The organism is Tumidithrix elongata BACA0141, from assembly GCF_036349135.1.
Taxonomy (GTDB): Bacteria; Cyanobacteriota; Cyanobacteriia; order Pseudanabaenales; family Pseudanabaenaceae; genus Tumidithrix; species Tumidithrix elongata.
The window spans coordinates 1-16,553 of record NZ_JAZBJZ010000118.1; the positions used below are offsets into that span (position 1 = coordinate 1).

The 16,553-nt window shown below is 47.3% G+C and carries 12 protein-coding genes; 5 read left to right on the forward strand and 7 right to left on the reverse strand.

The window, feature by feature from the left end:
- Positions 1 to 49 precede the first annotated feature (49 nt).
- Positions 50 to 2,071 carry a serine/threonine protein kinase gene (locus V2H45_RS20980; RefSeq protein WP_330485650.1) on the forward strand — a complete coding sequence of 674 codons (2,022 nt, stop codon included), beginning with the start codon at positions 50 to 52 and terminating at the stop codon, positions 2,069 to 2,071.
- Positions 2,072 to 2,075: 4 nt separating this feature from the next.
- Here the strand turns inward: V2H45_RS20980 and V2H45_RS20985 are convergent, their stop codons facing one another.
- Together V2H45_RS20985 and V2H45_RS20990 are read right to left on the reverse strand one after the other, a co-directional pair.
- Positions 2,076 to 2,702, reverse strand: a complete 627-nt coding sequence (locus V2H45_RS20985) for a CAP domain-containing protein (RefSeq protein ID WP_330485639.1) — start codon at positions 2,700 to 2,702, stop codon at positions 2,076 to 2,078.
- A gap of 33 nt (positions 2,703 to 2,735) precedes the next feature.
- Positions 2,736 to 4,304 (reverse strand): peptide ligase PGM1-related protein, encoded by a 1,569-nt coding sequence (locus V2H45_RS20990; RefSeq protein WP_330485640.1) that lies wholly within the window; start codon positions 4,302 to 4,304, stop codon positions 2,736 to 2,738.
- Positions 4,305 to 4,631: 327 nt separating this feature from the next.
- Between V2H45_RS20990 and V2H45_RS20995 the strand changes: the two genes are divergently transcribed.
- Together V2H45_RS20995 and V2H45_RS21000 are read left to right on the forward strand one after the other, a co-directional pair.
- Positions 4,632 to 5,324: a hypothetical protein gene (locus tag V2H45_RS20995; RefSeq protein WP_330485641.1), complete on the forward strand. Its 693-nt coding sequence runs from the start codon at positions 4,632 to 4,634 to the stop codon at positions 5,322 to 5,324.
- Positions 5,325 to 5,438: 114 nt separating this feature from the next.
- Positions 5,439 to 5,783: a DUF1830 domain-containing protein gene (locus V2H45_RS21000; RefSeq protein WP_330485642.1), complete on the forward strand. Its 345-nt coding sequence runs from the start codon at positions 5,439 to 5,441 to the stop codon at positions 5,781 to 5,783.
- An 89-nt stretch (positions 5,784 to 5,872) separates the two neighbouring features.
- Here the strand turns inward: V2H45_RS21000 and V2H45_RS21005 are convergent, their stop codons facing one another.
- The 4 genes from V2H45_RS21005 to V2H45_RS21020 all read right to left on the reverse strand — a co-directional run bounded on the left by V2H45_RS21005 (position 5,873) and on the right by V2H45_RS21020 (position 10,106).
- Complete coding sequence (locus tag V2H45_RS21005) at positions 5,873 to 6,460, reverse strand: TIGR04376 family protein (RefSeq protein WP_330485643.1); 588 nt, start codon at positions 6,458 to 6,460, stop codon at positions 5,873 to 5,875.
- Between the two features lie 192 nt (positions 6,461 to 6,652).
- A complete protein-coding gene (locus V2H45_RS21010; RefSeq protein ID WP_330485644.1) occupies positions 6,653 to 7,831 on the reverse strand; it encodes a hypothetical protein in 1,179 nt (392 codons plus the stop codon).
- Positions 7,832 to 8,198: 367 nt separating this feature from the next.
- On the reverse strand, positions 8,199 to 9,140 hold the full coding sequence (locus V2H45_RS21015; RefSeq protein WP_330485645.1) for a DUF1517 domain-containing protein: 942 nt from the start codon (positions 9,138 to 9,140) through the stop codon (positions 8,199 to 8,201).
- A 336-nt stretch (positions 9,141 to 9,476) separates the two neighbouring features.
- Entirely contained in the window at positions 9,477 to 10,106 is a 630-nt protein-coding gene (locus tag V2H45_RS21020; RefSeq protein WP_330485646.1) for a DUF3318 domain-containing protein, read from the reverse strand.
- Between the two features lie 199 nt (positions 10,107 to 10,305).
- Between V2H45_RS21020 and V2H45_RS21025 the strand changes: the two genes are divergently transcribed.
- Entirely contained in the window at positions 10,306 to 13,119 is a 2,814-nt protein-coding gene (locus tag V2H45_RS21025; RefSeq protein ID WP_330485647.1) for a M16 family metallopeptidase, read from the forward strand.
- A 50-nt stretch (positions 13,120 to 13,169) separates the two neighbouring features.
- Here V2H45_RS21025 and V2H45_RS21030 read toward each other — a convergent pair whose 3' ends face one another.
- On the reverse strand, positions 13,170 to 15,329 hold the full coding sequence (locus V2H45_RS21030; RefSeq protein WP_330485648.1) for a lytic transglycosylase domain-containing protein: 2,160 nt from the start codon (positions 15,327 to 15,329) through the stop codon (positions 13,170 to 13,172).
- 147 nt (positions 15,330 to 15,476) lie between these two features.
- On the opposite strand from V2H45_RS21030, the gene V2H45_RS21035 reads away from it, so the two are divergent.
- On the forward strand, positions 15,477 to 16,382 hold the full coding sequence (locus tag V2H45_RS21035; RefSeq protein ID WP_408648855.1) for an alpha/beta fold hydrolase: 906 nt from the start codon (positions 15,477 to 15,479) through the stop codon (positions 16,380 to 16,382).
- Positions 16,383 to 16,553: the final 171 nt, after the last annotated feature.

Genomic DNA, 16,553 nt, shown 5'->3' on the forward strand with positions numbered 1-16,553 from the left:
TCTTGTGGCTTTGAACCCCCTCGAAGCATTATTTCCTCTAAGTTGAGCAATTACGGGAGATGTTTACTTGGCAATGGATACGCTACTCGGCAAGCAAGTAGCACTCAAGTTATTGAAAGGCAGTCTCGTCAATGCTGAAGGATTTTTTAAACGGTTTGAGCGAGAAGTAGCGGTTTGCGCTGCGCTCAAAAGCGATCACATCGTTGCAATTACAGATTATGGGGTTGTGAATGGCAAAAATCCTTTTTATGTGATGGAATATCTGCACGGACAGACACTAAGAGAGAAACTAGAGCAAAACAAACAACTCTCCCCTAAACAAGCTGTAAATATTATTAGCCAAGCCTGTAAAGGACTAAAGGTTGCCCATGAGGGGGTTACGCTCTGGAAGAATAATGCCAGCGAATCCGAACAGATTAAGGTCGTCCATCGAGATTTAAAACCCGATAACATTTTTTTACAGCCATCTTCGTTTGGCGAAATGGTAAAAATCATTGATTTTGGTGTTGTCAAACTTTGCGCAGATAGCGAAGCCGATGAGTCAGCCCTGACCATGCAAAAATCCATTATTGGTACGGTACGCTATGCCGCTCCCGAGCAATTAGATGGGCTGTCAACGATCGACCGACGTGCTGACATCTACAGTCTGGGGATCATTCTTTACGAAATGCTCAGTGGTACCGATCCCTTTGGTCTTTTATCGTCATCGCATAGGGGTTCAACGGGTTCATCTTGGATTATGGCCCATGCCACCAAGCCACCCAATTCTTTTCAAGAATTCCCCAATTGCAACCACATTCCCCCAGACCTAGAGGCTGTGGTGATGAAGTGTTTGCAAAAATCACCTAGCGATCGCTTTGATTCGGTGGACGAGCTAGAGCAGGCGTTACAGGCATCAGTAAATCCTGTGAGTCCAGATCGAGCGCTATCAATTGCCTCTGCCAGCAAGGAGGATGATATTTTCAACGGCGAGACGATCGTTTCAGATCCTAACAATTCCTCTAAAAATCTTGGCTTGTTAGCTAACCAACCAGCAAGTCAGCCATATGCCAATTCCGATGCTCCCACATTGGTTATATCCTCCCTTGAAACCGTTCCATCTTCTACAGCAGAGGAACTAGAGTCCACGGTAGTTGTAAATAGATTGGGGCCACCTGATTGGTTGGTTACCTTTGCACCTACTTCTAAGCGGAGGTTACCGATTGTTTTAGCTGGAACCCTACTTGTGGCTGGGGCAGCGATCGCAGGGGGAGTTTACTTCTATGGTCAAAGCAAAGATTTAGGAATTTTAGATGCTGTCAATAGTCTGAAATCTCAAAAGAAATATCAAGAATGTGTCGCCGAAGCCCAAAAAGTCGATCGCGATGCGAAGGTCTATGCCGAGGTTCAAAATGCCTTGCAGCAATGTCGTTTAGACCAAGCTAAGCAATTAGCCGCAGAAAATAAATTGGCGGAAGCGTTGGCATTGCTTGGGGGCATTCCTACGAATAGCTCTGTTTTTCCTGAAGCGCAAAAACTTATGGGTCAATGGTCAGAACGCACGATCGCTTTAGCCTCGGAAAAGTATCAGATCGGCGATCTAAAAGGTGCGATCGCTCAAGTACAGACAATCCCAGCGACCAGTCCCACCTATGCTAAATCTCAATCAACTACGCAACAGTGGCAAAATGACTGGCAGCTAGCCGACAAGCAATTTAATGCCGCACAAACTGCTCTCAAGAATAACAGTCTGCAAGAAGCCCTTGATGCTGCGAATAAGATGCCCAAGATTGCTTTTTGGCAAAATAAGGTAAAGCCAATTGTGGAGAGTGCAAAAACGCAGCTAGAAACGATCGCGAATCCCATCGCTCCCTCTCAACAGCTAGATAATACTCAAGGAGTCACATCTAGTACGTCGGTTGCCCCCTCAACGACGCGCAGTGCCCCATCGACCACCCCTGTAGTGCGCCAACCCATTCCGAGCATCCCACAACCCAATATTCAATGGGAAGATCGTGGCAGTTCTTCCAACCGCTCCTCTCAATCCTCCGAGCGCCACACAAATCGATCGCGATCGGGAAAATCAAAATAACGTTTCAACAGAAATTTTGAGTCACAAAAACTTCCCGATCGCGAGAAATTACTACGCCAATGCCTTCGCGATCGTAGGTGGCGGTTAATAGGGTGCTGCGATGACCGGGGCTATTCATCCAACCATCGACGCTGATTTTGGCGATTTCCTCTAACGTGCGCCAATCGTAGCCGAGCGTAATCCCCCCTCGCTCTAGGACAGAATTGTAGAGATAGGTATGCATCAGATTTTCTGAAAGTCCCTCGGTGTAGTGGGTGGCATACTGTTTTACACATCGGTAACCTAACTTTTCTCCCCTAGCGGTGGGATCTTCACCATTAAGATTAATGTGCTGGTAAAAGCCTCTGTTTGCCATATCCTGACTATGGGTGCGGGCAACTTCGGCAAGGCGATCGTCAAACTGTAACTCAGGAATACCTTGCGATCGCCTCTGTACGTTCGTGAGTTCGTGGATCCGCCATTCTAGAACAGGAATATCAATTAGCGGCTGTTTGCGTAAATAATTACGGGCGCTATAGTGCCAACCGATTAGAGCCGCGATCGCAATGACCAGAATCCCCAGAAAGGCAATTCCCCATATTAGTTGCCTGCGTTTGTGCTTGCCTTTGTGCTGTGGACGAACTCGTGGCATTGCATGAATCCTCAACTTCTAATCCTCAAAATTCTAATCCTCAAGTCCGCTACAGGATGCATCAGATTTAATCGCTGCAAGGGTTTCTCGATCCAGCACCTCCACAACGCGATCGTAGATGTCTTGTGCCTCCTGCGGAGAATTGCCAATACTGGTCAACCCCAACTTGCCAAATTCTGACAGGCAACTAATGAGATGAAAAACCGTGCCAGTTTCTGTGCTGCTATCAAAGTGCAGGCGATGGTGCGCGATGATATCCATCAGATCGTGGGGAAGTAAACCGTTGTATTGCCCCTTTTGCAAGGTGTCGGTGGCAATATAATACTTCTCCCGTCCGTGCTGGCTGTAAAACAGACCATCGCCGAGGTTAAATTGCCCGTTGGTCAGAAAGCGCAGCGTCATCAGTGGGTGCGTCGTGCCCCCTTTACGCAGATTAATTTCGATCGCCTGTAAATCCCAACTATCATCCTGCTGCCGCACCGCGACAAAATCAACGCCAAACCTCTCTAAAACACCCTTAGCCGCTAGGGTTTTGCCGATACGCATGCCAAATTCTTGTAACTGCAAACGATAGCTGGCATCGGCGGGGAAACTGCAACCCAAGTAAACCTGTGCATCGGGGCCACCCAAAATTTGATCGTGGGTAGAGAGAATTTCCACCTCGCCTGTAGGGGCAATTCTGCCTTGGACGCTGGGCGATCGCTTTTCTTCGCCCTCGATAAATGCTTCCACAATCGCGCCCAAATCGGGAAGGCGTTTGGCAAAATTCGTCCAAGTTTCAGATAGCGACTGAAAGCGTAGATGGGGGAAACTATCGGCGATCGCGGCTGCACGTTGGGGCATTTCCACAGTACGGATCGGCGCTAATTCTAAGATAGCGTTCCCTTCCCCAGAAAATCCTTCGTTTAATTTGACGACCATGCGCCTGAGTTGTGGTTGCCGATCCCACAGTGCCGCCGCTTCTTTGGCTAAGTCATGGGGGCTATGTACCAGAGGACTGCCATCGGGATGGGGAACATGGGTTTCTGCAAAAATGCTACGACTGCCGCTCTTGGTGCCGAGGTGTAATAGATCGGGGTTGAGCGCCCATAGGGGGATGCCCAACTCAACAGATAATTCCCGCTCTAAGGGTGTGGAATTAAAACAAATCATGTAGGCTTTCCGCGTTCGTAGTGCCTTGCGAATGCGATCGATCAGGCGCGGTCGCTCTAGAATCTTTTGGGTTAAGGGAACGTGCGACGCATCGTAGGTAGAAAGCAATACCAGTCGCTCGCGGGCATGGGAAAAGGGAATGCCCGGTAACAATTGCAGGTAATAGTCAATGATGATGGGCGCAAGAGGTTGGGATGTGACATAAACCAAGCGGGTGCGGGGATTGCGCAGGCGAATCAGGGAAAATAGCAGACGTTCCTCGTAGTGGTGGCTGCCTGCAACCTTTAAGAGTTCTGACTGATCGAGGCTCAGCGAAGGCACGACCAGAATGTCATAATCGCTCAAATCGAATTGTTCGATTGTCTGCCAGCGATCGCGGAGTTGGGCTTGTAACTGGCAAAATTTAGCTTTCGTCGCCCAGAGATGATTTGCCTGCCCTTCACTGACCATGTTCCTAACCCCTATGAATCCTTGCTGGTACGATGCTCAATCCTAGTTTGTTCAAAGGCATGAATCGTCTGTGCTTGTCTCTAGGCGATCGCCAAACAGGGCGATCCTAAATTTCGCTATAGTATGGTTGCTAGGTTTACGCATACCCTAGAGTCAATATGCCCCAGTCCGCATTAAAAACTTCGGACTTCCGCAAAGATGAGAGCAACTTTTCTGCTGTTTTAAAAATGCCTAGAAGGGTCTTTCATTCAAGCTTTTGGGCGTCTACATTTTACCCAACTTCAGCATCCCTGTGTAAGTTCTGCATATTAACGTTTTACGTAGCGAATGATTACTCCACTCAAGCGCAAGAAATTTGACGAACTGATTCCCGCTGTGCCTACTGCCGATCAATATCAATACTATTGGGGAAACGGACAGGATTTATTTCGGCGCATTCTCATATCGGTAGCCCTGTTGGTTGTGTTTACGCTGATCTACAACCGCGTCAATGACAATAGCCCCAACAGTTTTGTCGCTTTGATGGTGTTTGTTTGTGCAGCTTTAGGCGGTATGTACTGGATGCTAGAGCCAGTTCTGATTGCTGTGGGGCGCAATGCCAAACTGCGAAGATTTTCAAACTGTGGTTTTTGGCAAGCGCAGGTTTTAGATGTTTATTTGTCAGAAGAGGTGCTCTCAAAACAAGAAACCGTAGATAGTCGCGGGCGTCTTGATGTCAGCTATAACACCGAAAGTTTTTTTAATGTAGAGCTAGGCGATCGCACGGGGTTTATCACCACCATCCGCGTACCCATGCGGCGCGAATATAAGCGCATTGCTCCCAAGCAGGTTGTCTGCATGTTGTTGTTTTCTAACGATCGCAGTTTTAGTCGCATCAGTAAAGTCACGACCGATGCCTTTATTCCCAAATTAAATATCTGGATTAGCGACTACCCCTATCTCAGACGCGATGTATTCATTGACTTAACTCGATATATGTTCAAACGCGAACAGGCTGCAGTTGATGCTGAACGAGAGTAAAAAAGATTAAAAAATTATAAATGTGTGTCTTAGATCACTCCTTAATTGGATGAAAGTGATAGCTTGGGATCACGCAACGGCAAAGCTTTCACTTTAATAATCGGGTTCAGATCTATGGTAAGCACACAGCATGAGTTGTACAAAAAACTAATCATCAATTGCCGCTATCGTAACGGTGGGGAGTCAGTGCAAATTATTCGGGTTTCGCGCTCTAGCTCGACGCTTAACTCAGGATATTTACAACATACGATCGAGCGTACTGTGATGCCGAACCAGCAGATCGATTTTCAAGCACCGATTGATGCCCTGCTAGAGGTGCATGAGGGGTATGTCATGAGTTCGATCCATGCGGATTCGATCCCCTGTGCGGAGCTGCGGATTGCCGATCCCGAAGCGATCAAACAGGATAATGTCAGCAAAACTACTAATGTCGCGATCGCGATGAGTTGGGCAGCTTAATACACAGCTTAATACCATGTTCAAAAATTAAATTTAAGCCAGTTTTGAAAGAATTGGGAATGGGGATCCCATCGGTGGTATGGATGCGGTTAGGACTTGCCCATCTTCCGCTTCAGTCTTTCTAATTCTTCATCCATTTCCCATTGCTTGAACTTATTATCTAAGTCATCAAAGGAGTCGGTCGATGATTGGGGCGTGTAGAGATTTTCCCAGTTAAAGGCTGGATTTGATGGGGGTTGTTTTGGTGCGCTTTTGGCCGCCTTTGCGGCTTCGGCAATTTTTGCTTGGACTTCTTTACGCCGTGCCTGAATTTGTGATTGCAATTCTAAGGTTTGAGCGCGTCGCTGTTTTACCAGTTCCATTTGCGCCCATACTTGGTTACCCTGACGCAAGAGAGCTGCCTCACGCTCTTTCGCCCCATTGGCTAGGTCTGGTCTACCAGCAGCTTCTGCCTTAAGCGCCCTACCATGCCATAGCTTAATTTCTTCAGCGATCGCTAAGATTTGATCCTGATGCCCTTTTTCCTGCACCTCAAAGCCCACGATCAATTTCGCTACTTCCTCAGCCTGTCCACGTAGTTGATCCTCAAGAACCTGCAATTCCATCTGAGGATTACTGCGAATGTATTCTTCAAGTCGCGTTTCCAAAAAACGGGAAATATCCTCAATTAGCCCCATTGCGAGTCCTCAACTTGAGCTTAACATTTATTATTCTACCGAAGAAGCCCCAGCTTTAGTGTATTTCCGAGTAAGGGCTCATACCATTCTCAAACAACAGTGCGACGAATTTTTTGAACGATAGCCCCATAGGTCTGGGCTAAAAGATCGGGATCCTTATGCGGACGGACTAGAACTGTCAGCACAGCTTAACTAGAATTTTTGACCGACAAAAATACTCTTGGTCGCTTGACCACGTCTAAGCGTGACCTCTTGCTGGCTAATACGGCTTAGTAGCCAGCCACTATTACCGACTTGCTTGCCTAAGCCAATAGTTTGCATAGAACCATTGATATCAAACATGGCACTAGAGCGATCGCCTAAATCAAGTACCCCAATCAGCGTATAGGATGGAGCCGTAGAAGTGACAGTTGGTGCAGTGATTGGTTGGGTATTAGACGGGGTAATCTCAACTACACTACCATTTGTCGAAGAAACAGGAGGCAAAGCGATCGGGTTGGTGGTGCTATTGGGAGATGGAGGTTGATAGACAGGAATATAGAGCGGCGGCACGCTTGTCCCTACAACGGGTGGCGATGCCATTTGTAATTGACCGTTATTAGCCCCGCTATTGATAGATACGATCGGTGAATTAATTCCGATGGGCATAGTGATGCCATTGGGATTAGTTGCGGTTGTACTTTTGTCTGTAATGTTCTCTAGCGATCGCCTAATCTCTTCAGCAAACTGCTGTTTTTCGGGGCTAAGCTGACCGTTGTTATTGACTGTACTGACTTTCGGTGCAGTGCGATCGAACAGACCGTGATTCACAGACCACATTACAGCGGCTAAAAGGGCTGAACCGCAAGCACTTACGAGTAGGAAGCGATCGAGGAGATTGCTACGCTTTGCTTCGGTGTAATTAATCGGAGGCTCAAAATTACCAATGGGTGGGTTGGACTCTCGGGTTACATAGGGCTCAATCCAAAGAATGTCTTGGCGAGAAACGGGAGGTAAATCGACATCGGCAAGCTCAATTCTGGTGAGACTAACAGTGTCTTTGGGCGTTTCTACTTGGTGCGTAATTGCCCGATCGTTTGGCTCGTGTAAGCGAGAAGGGGAAATGTCCGTACTTGAACTAGATGGTGGCTCGGAAGATTTGTTGGCGGTTGGGCGCGTTGCGATCGCGTTGGGAGTATAGGGTAAGATCTGATTGATTGACTTCTTCTCCGCGCGCGTTTCAGGGCGCTTCTTACTAGCACTTACATGCAGGGTATGCTCTACATCGCCAAATAGATCGTCCATCAGATCGTCGGCATGATCTGAGAAAGCATCTACCTCATGGGTAGTGAAATATTGGTCGTTATTGCGATTTTGTGTGTTTTGTAGCATACGAGACTCACCTATTAACTCCTCAAACCAACATCTAAGCTTTCCTATACCCAGAGCGTCAGACTGTCAGAGTTCCCTTTTGTCTAGCTCAAACAATATTCCTAATCTGACTACAAGTGGAAATACAAGCACGAGTTTCCCAATTACACTTACCCCAAATCAAGACTTGGAGCAAAATAATACTGGCTAGTAATACCACAGATTGCAAAGAAACGCCATAGGTGTAGCGAAATTTGCAGATTTATAAACTTACAGAGAGACGCAAGCGATCGCTTGCGTCTCTCTGTAGAGTGGAAGATTCGGAATATAAAGATCAGAGCCTCAATCCAAAAACTCTATAAAAAAGCTACTTAATAAAGTTGTAAGTCTAGATTCTCACTAGATCGGGATAAACAGTAAGCACTTCATCGGAGGTGAGGGTATAGTCGGTTGACTGGGGTTCCCATAGCACTTCGATCGCTAATAATTGATCTTGGGTGACTGAGCCAAGGGCTGACAAGGTTTGCTTGAGTTGTTCTGAAGAACGAATCTCAGGTAATTTGCCCAAGGTGTCGCCTGCCACGGCTGCCATCAGAGTAATTACAATATATTCACTGGGATCTTCGAGGCTCAGATCGCCACTAGAGGGCAAGGTTCCTGCTGCTTTGGAGCTTTGCAAAATCCGCCCATTTTTATTGGATAAAACTTCGGCATTGAGCTTACTGCGCTCAGACATGACCAAGCCATTAAATTTCTGCTCGGCTAGGGCAAACTTAGTGGTTTCCTTTGCTGAGGAAACGTAAACCCAATATTCAGGGTGACGTACCAAAGACAAAACCGTTTCTTTTAAAATCAGCGATAAACCTTCAGAAGACGAGGTGTCTGAGTCCATCGCTAAACGGGTAAGATCGTTTTGGAGTTCGCGGGCAGAAGCCAACAAACCAACTTGGATTTTAGCAACCGTAACTTTGCTGTCCAGACCAGTAATGCCTTCGGAATCAGAGCTACCAGCACCACGAAATGCTTGTAAAACCGCACCAGCTACTGCGGCAAGAATCAAAAAGGTGAAAATGCTGCCACCAAATCCTCCGCCACCAAAAAAGAAAGGTAGGAAGAAAAAGCCACCACCACTGCTGTAACCGCCACCATAGTAGCCGCCGCCACCTCTAGAAGGACTCACAGGCACAGAACGAGTAGGCGCTCTAAACGAACCACCACCAATTCTGCCACCACCACGTCTGGCTAATGCTTCATGGGCATTACCGAATACGATTACGGCGATCAAGGCAAACACTAAGAGCGATCGCACCCAAGGCATGATTTTTTTCATAAAAATTTTTTCTACGATCCTCAACGTTATAAAAATCTATTAACCCTAATCTAACTCAATACTTTGAGTTAATCTATTTTACCCAAGCCAAATCAGGCTTTGGGAAGCATAAACCTATCTTAAGGTCGATCTAAATTCCCTTGGATCGTGAACTAAATTACCTGCAATTCTAATGGTGTAGAGTCATTATTTTAGAATGCCCATTATTTCTAAAGAACAGCACCTTAATAAATCCACGATCCTAGGGAATTCCAAGTTGTGTCAGAAAATCTTTTGTAGGGGCAGTGCTCTTATGCCTGCCCCTCGCATCAAAGTATTCTCTGAGATATTACGCAATTAATTTTCGTAGTTGCGTCTGGCTCTTGCAGCTTCAGCTCTTAGGGCATCTAAACGTTTTTCAAGCGCTGTGCGCTCTCTGCCTTTACTGGCTTCACTGAGCAAAATTTTGAGGGAACTGCCTAAACTTTTGTAAGCCGCAGGCATGGCATAGCCGTTACGCATTGCCAGCTTGATTGCGCCTTGGTCAGCCTCAATTAAATGTCGAATATCTTTTTTGCTGCTGCCGCGCCGCCAGAGCTGAAACCCTGCCACGCCGCAAATACCCAGTGCTAGCATAAACAGCAGACCATTTTGCACCCACAATTCGCCGACTGCCCCGCCTAGACCAACTGCTAGGGCAGCAACCTCCCAACCATCTTTGGGAACCGTATCATTTTGCACGCGCGCCACTTCGTGCCAAAATAGCAAATTGCGCTGATCCTGAGCTAGTTGCTCCCAGCGCAGCATGTCGATTAAGATCACCACCTCGTCACCACCCGCTTCTTCGCAGGCAATTAGGGGTGGGCGCACACCGTCAGCGTTGATTATTTTCACCCACGCTTGCAGTTCTGGTGGCAGCAGATCCTGAAGTCGTCTTGATTCAGTCTTAGTAAAGGTATTTCTGAGAGAAGAACTAGGGGATGGCATGAACTTTTAAGCAGAGATTTACATAGCAATAGAAACAATAAGAACTCTGACAGGGTCTGCTTCTAGAGCTTTAGGTCAACTTACCCAATGAGTTTAGCATTTTCTTTGACTATCTATAATTGTCGATAAGGATTAGCGATCTACTTTTCGTGCATCTACTGTGAATTTATTTAATCACCAACTGAAAAAATTGAAATCTATGCTTTCTTTTGTGAGCCGATGCTTGGCGATCGCGCTAGCCGTCATTCTCCTGAGCAATACGCCTCTACCCCTTTTAAGTAATTTATCCTTTTTTAATCGCCAAGAGGCAGATGCAGTAACAACGCAAGCTGCCCCGACCGCTTATACTGCATCCACTGCGGCATCAGCCGCTTTAACCGATCGGGTAGAAAAAACTTTGCTAAGTAATGGTTTAACTGTTTTAACCAAAGAAATTCATACAGCTCCTGTGGTCAGCGTTCAGGTTTGGTACCGCGTGGGCTCGCGCAATGAAAGACCAGGAATTACGGGCATCTCGCACCAACTCGAACACTTGATGTTTAAAGGCACAAAGGATCGCCCGCTTCAATTTGGCAGGTTATTTAGTGCTTTAGGCAGCAGTTCTAATGCCTTTACCAGCTATGACATGACGGCTTACTTTGGCACGGTTGGTAGCGAAAAACTGGATGCTCTTTTAGAGCTAGAGGCCGATCGCATGGTGAATAGCCTTGCTGGGGCTGAGGAGCTGAAGACCGAGAGAACTGTGGTGCTGTCAGAACTTGATGGTGGCAATAACAACCCCGGCTCGCGCTTGAATAAATCAGTAATGGCGGCAGCTTTTCCCAATAGCTCCTATGGCTGGCCCGTAATTGGCTACCGTCCTGATGTGGAAAAATTCACCGTTGAGGATGTACAAACTTACTATCGCACCCACTACCGTCCTGATAATGCCACGCTTGTGGTAGTTGGCAACTTTGATACCAAAGCCACCCTTGCCAAGATCGAGAAGATCTTTGGCAAGATCTCTGCCCCACCAAAACCTGTGGCAAAAGCCGCGCCTCCTATCCAAAATATAAAATCACCTCAGCAAAATCCGATCGTGTTGCGCGAACCAGGCAGTGTGGCGTTTTTGCAATCGGTCTATCCCACTTTGCCTCCGATTACCCATCCTGATGTGCCTGCGATCGATGTGATGGATTCTGTCTTAACATCGGGACGTGGTTCGCGACTCTATCAAGCCCTTGTGCAGACTGGTTTAGCCAGCGGTGTCAGCGGTAATGCTTCGACCATGATCGACCCCGGTTGGTATATGTTTGGGGCGACACCTGCTCAGGGCAAAACCCTCCCTGAAATCGATCAGTTATTGCTTGCCGAAGTTGCAAAATTGCAGTCAGAGGGAATTACTGAAGCTGAACTCGATCGCGCCAAAACCCAAATTCGTGCCAATTACATTTTGGGAAATCGCGATATTAGCTCTCAGGCTACTCAGTTAGGCTACAACCAGATCGTCGCGGGTGACTACCGATTTAGCGATCGCTATTTGACCAATATCGACAAGGTGACCACCGCTGACGTACAGCGTGTCACCAAACAATATCTCAATCCAGACAAGCGCGTTTTAGGCTTTTTTGAGCCTACCGTAATTACTGGTCAAGGCGGATCGACGACGGTCAATCCCACCCATTCCGAAGCCTTTAGCCCCGGAAAGCCCGTTGACCCTGCTGAGGTAAAACGCTTTTTACCTGAGAGCGCACTTACTACCAAGATCGATGTCCCCAATCCTGTCAAACCGATTAAATTCGTATTGCCCAATGGTTTAAATTTCTTGCTCATTCAAGACAAGAGCAGTCCTTCGATCACAATTGAGGGACGAGTCGAAGCAGGCTCAGGGTTTGACACCGAAGCGAAAGCGGGACTTGCCTCTCTAACCGCCCAAAACTTGATGAATGGGACTAAAACCCAAGATGCCGATGCGATCGCTGCTGTTTTAGAAGATCGCGGTGCCAAACTAGGATTCTCGGCGGGGCGTGAAGGGGTAAATATCGGGGCATCGGCCTTATCTAGCGATCTGCCTGTTGTGGTCAAACAGTTGGCGGACGTCTTGCAAAACCCTGTATTTCCAGCCAAGGAGTTCGACCTCAATCTCCAACGCAATCTTGTGGCTTTAAAGTCTGAGTTAGATACGCCCGGTAGCTTAGTGCGACGTGAATTTCAACAAAAGCTTTATCCCAAGGGGCATCCTTTCCACAATATGCGTACGGAAGCGACCCTCAAGGCGATTAAAAGGGAAGATTTAGTGAAGTTCCATCAAACCTATTTTCGACCCGACTCAACCACGCTTGTGCTGATGGGAAATTTTGACCCCATACAGCTAAAACAATTGCTTGTGGCGGAACTAGGTGCTTGGAAAGCTACAGGGACTGCGCCCGTTTTGCAGTACCCACCTGTTGCGAATCCCACCGAATTAACGGAAAAAGAATTGACGCTATCGGGTAAAACCCAAGCCGTGACGTTGATGGGACATCCGAGTATTTCGCGCTTCGATCGCCGCTATTACGAGGCAATCGTACTCAATCAGGTGCTCGGTGGCGATACGCTCTCTAGTCGCTTAGGTACAGAAATTCGCGATCGGGCGGGTCTGACCTATGGCATTTACAGCTATTTCCAAGTTGGCAAAGCCCCGGGTGCATTTATTATCCAACTCCAAACCAATGGCAAGGATACGCAAAAAGCGATCGAGAAGACTTTGGCTGTATTTAGAGAAGTTCGCGATCGCGGCATTACCCAAGCCGAGCTTGATGCTGCCAAAAATAGTCTGATCAATAGCTTTCCCGTCAATTTGGCTGAGCCCGATAATATTGCAGAAGCCGTTTTGAGCGATGAAACCTATGGATTCCCCATCGGTAGTTTTTACGAATTTCCTAGCAAGGTTCGGGCTGTCTCTCTTGATGCCGTCAACCAATCTGCAAAGGAGCTGCTTTTGCCTGATAACTTACTAATTGTGTCGGTCAAACCCGCCGAAACCAAGAAGTAAAGTCATAAATTTTTTAGACAAGCCGCGACGCGGCTTGTCTAAAAATGGTATTAGTTCCTCTTTCCAGAAATATTCCCACTGGAAGATTGCAACTGAGTGATTTGTTGTTGGACTTGAGGTGCATAGAGGCGCAGGTAGTTCCAATAATTACTAAATACCCGCTCCACATAGCCCCTCGTTTCGTCGTAGGGAATGTTATTAACGAAGTCATCAGGATCGCCTAGACCTCGACTTTCTACCCAACGACCGATCGCGCCAGGACCTGCGTTGTAACTGGCAACCGCCAGCATGGAATTATTGTTATTACTACGATGGGTATAGTCCAAATACCACGTACCAAAATTGATGTTGTCCTCGGGATTGCTGAGGGAGTAACTGCTTACTCCTTTTTTGCTAGCAATCCATTGTCCTGTGTCTGGCATAATTTGCATCAAACCTACTGCGCCCGATCGCGAGAGAATCTGGGCTTCAAAACGAGATTCTTGGCGCATTAGCCCCAAAACCAGTAACGGAGAAATTTGGCGTTCCCGAGACCAATTTGCAACGGAATTCCAATAGGGAAAAGGATAGAGGCTCTGCCAATAGATTGGTTGCTGCTGCAACATTTTAATATCAGCACGTTCGGTGGCATTGACATCAATGGTATCGAGGCTCTCTAACTTGCGAATCCCCAAGAGATTGTCATTCACACCAACCCGAATTACCCCATCTGTAAAGATTTCCCTAGGTGTCAAACTTCGCTTCCCTCTGGTTTCGTATTGCCAGCGATCGCTGGCATCCTGATTCATTCCTAAAATATACAATTCCTGAAATTGGGGCGAACCTGCGGGCAAACCAGTACGAATACTGGGAAGTGTAAAAGGCAAATTCACATTCCGAGCTGTGCCCAAGTCTCCCACCGGCCAACCCAAATAGCTCGCCGATCGCCAAGCAAAATAAGATTCTGGATGCTTGCGAATGGCAAATTCAAACAACTGCCGAGAAGTGGTGCGATCGCCGATGCGAGTAGCCCATTTACCTCCCCAAAAACTTGCTTCAGCAGCGATCGCACTATCAGGAGCATTGTTTGTCAAAATCTGAACGGAAGCGATCGCTTGTTTGAGATCGCCAGCATTGGCATGACCTTTGGCAATCCGCCAGTAAATTTCTCCCGCCTCGTTACTATTGGCAAAACGACTTAACAGCAGATTTCTCGCGGCACTCGCTGCCTGAGGGCTACCCAGTTTATCTTGTAGCAAATCTGCTTTTTTGAGCAGTGCTTCCGCCGCTGTATCGGGGTAATTTGCCACAATCCGATCGGCAACAGCCACAGCTTGACTGGGGTCAGCAATTTGCATAATCCGAATTAAAGCTCTAGGAGCTTCAGGACTTTGAGCATATTGTTGGGCGACGCGATTGTAAGCCCCTAAAGCCGCATCAATTTGTTTGCCACGGTGGAAACTGCGCCCTAGCCGATAAGCAGTGAAAGCGTTGGGTGTGGCTCTCAGGTAGGCATTGGCTGATTTATTAAATTCAAAGTTGTCATAGTAGGCATCTGCTACTGCCCACCACTGATCGGGGGTTAGCTTAGCTCCACTGTTGACGAGGCGATCGAGCAAAGGCACGATCGCTTTGTATTCATTAAAATAAACTGCGATATGGGCAAGTAAATCTGCACGTTGGGGGTTTTGACTTAAACCCATCAGTGCCGCACCCAACGCTCGCGGATGGGAGGGAAGCTTTTGCAGTAGCTGCTGTGTTTGCCCCGTCATAAACATCGCTTCGGCGGCGACGGGACTATTGGCATAGTTGGTGAGAATTTGATTCCAAACGGCTCTAGCGGCATTACCATTGTTTGCTTGGGTGAATGCCTGCGCTCGTTTGAGCAGAACATATTCTGCCAATAGAGGATATTCTGTCTCTAAGCCCTCTAAGGCAGCGAGTGCAGCACGAGGATTTTTGTTGTCTAGGTAAATATTGGCAAGAGCCAAGCGCGATCGGCTTCTTTCTAGACTTGCCTCGCTTGCCTTGGCTTTCAGTTCTAATTGTGCAATTCGCTGGTTGTAGGGTAAAAAGGTTAAGGGGTCAAAAGGTTTAACATTGCCAAAACTCGTTAAACTTGAAGCGCTAGCAGAGGAATTAGGATTTAGCTCAGAGTTTAAGGGTGTCGATAAGGGTGCACTAGATCCTGCCAATGTGGCACTTAGGGCGATCGCTATTGACCAATTCATGAATTTTTTCATCTCAATCCGTTTGTCTCGCAGGCGATCATAGCACCCCAATCTATACGCTTTATGAAGACTTGTTAAACTGGAATAACCATTCACAGTAACTTCGTCTTAGCTAAAGTCAACGTGCAAAAAACACCTACAAATTCTCTGCCAAATCCCCAATTCGATCGCAATAAAGAAGCGCGTGTCGATCGGTTTTGGACATGGCGAAATTACAAAATCTGCTATCGTGCCGCAGGTCTAGAGCGAGTTTCTGATGCTCCTGCTGTGGTCTTAATTCATGGGTTTGGCGCATCCGTCGGACATTGGCACAAAAATATGCCAGCATTGGCTGGAGTCAGTCGGGTGTTTGCGATCGATCTGATCGGGTTTGGCGCGTCGGAAAAGCCCCATCCCAGCCAATCGCCCTATACCTTTGAAACTTGGGGAATGCAGGTCGCTGATTTTGTGCGCGAGGTTGTGGGTAGCCCCGCGATTTTGATTGGAAATTCTATCGGTGCGGTAGTAGCCATGCAGACAGCGATTCTCGCGCCCGAATTGGTTACAAAAACAATATTAATTAACTGCTCTCTACGCCTCTTACAAGAGCAAAAGCAAATTACCCTACCTTGGTCGCGGCGCGTGGGGGCAAAAGTGATGCAAAATATTTTGGGAAACCGCGCGATCGCCAAGTTCTTTTTCGATCTCGTGCGTCGTCCCCAAACCGTGCGCAAGATCCTCAAGCAAGCCTATGTGCGAGATGAAGCCGTAACCGATGAGCTTGTAGAGATGCTCGTGAAACCCGCTCAAGATCCAAATGCTGTGGCTGTATTCATGGCATTTGTGCGTTATTCCCAAGGGCCAACTCCAGAGGAACTACTAGAAAAGTTGCCTTGCAGTGCGATCGTGCTGTGGGGAGAGAAAGATCCTTGGGAACCGATAGAACTAGGCAGAGAATTTACGAAATTCGCTTGTGTCTCAGATTTCATTCCCATTGCCAATGCGGGGCATTGTCCGCAAGATGAAGCCCCTGAATTAGTCAATCCGATTCTAATCGCTGCAATCCAAAACTGAAGTGAATGAGTTGTAATTAATTTGTAGCGCAGGCATCTTGCATGCAAGAACTAGAAGCCCGTGCTACGTTCTCAGAGAATTAAGGAGCGCTATATTCTCCTTAATTCTCTAAATTAATTAGAGTTGTTGGGAAATAAAAACAAGTTGTGGACAGGGTTTTCCTCTTCCCTT

Excerpts from the sequence above, each read along its gene's own strand:
- V2H45_RS20985 (WP_330485639.1), bottom strand. The coding sequence starts at position 2,702 with ATGCCACGAGTTCGTCCACAGCACAAAGGCAAGCACAAACGCAGGCAA.
- V2H45_RS20990 (WP_330485640.1), bottom strand. The coding sequence starts at position 4,304 with ATGGTCAGTGAAGGGCAGGCAAATCATCTCTGGGCGACGAAAGCTAAA.
- V2H45_RS20995 (WP_330485641.1), top strand. The coding sequence starts at position 4,632 with ATGATTACTCCACTCAAGCGCAAGAAATTTGACGAACTGATTCCCGCT.
- V2H45_RS21000 (WP_330485642.1), top strand. The coding sequence starts at position 5,439 with ATGGTAAGCACACAGCATGAGTTGTACAAAAAACTAATCATCAATTGC.
- V2H45_RS21005 (WP_330485643.1), bottom strand. The coding sequence starts at position 6,460 with ATGGGGCTAATTGAGGATATTTCCCGTTTTTTGGAAACGCGACTTGAA.
- V2H45_RS21010 (WP_330485644.1), bottom strand. The coding sequence starts at position 7,831 with ATGCTACAAAACACACAAAATCGCAATAACGACCAATATTTCACTACC.
- V2H45_RS21015 (WP_330485645.1), bottom strand. The coding sequence starts at position 9,140 with ATGAAAAAAATCATGCCTTGGGTGCGATCGCTCTTAGTGTTTGCCTTG.
- V2H45_RS21020 (WP_330485646.1), bottom strand. The coding sequence starts at position 10,106 with ATGCCATCCCCTAGTTCTTCTCTCAGAAATACCTTTACTAAGACTGAA.
- V2H45_RS21025 (WP_330485647.1), top strand. The coding sequence starts at position 10,306 with ATGCTTTCTTTTGTGAGCCGATGCTTGGCGATCGCGCTAGCCGTCATT.
- V2H45_RS21030 (WP_330485648.1), bottom strand. The coding sequence starts at position 15,329 with ATGAATTGGTCAATAGCGATCGCCCTAAGTGCCACATTGGCAGGATCT.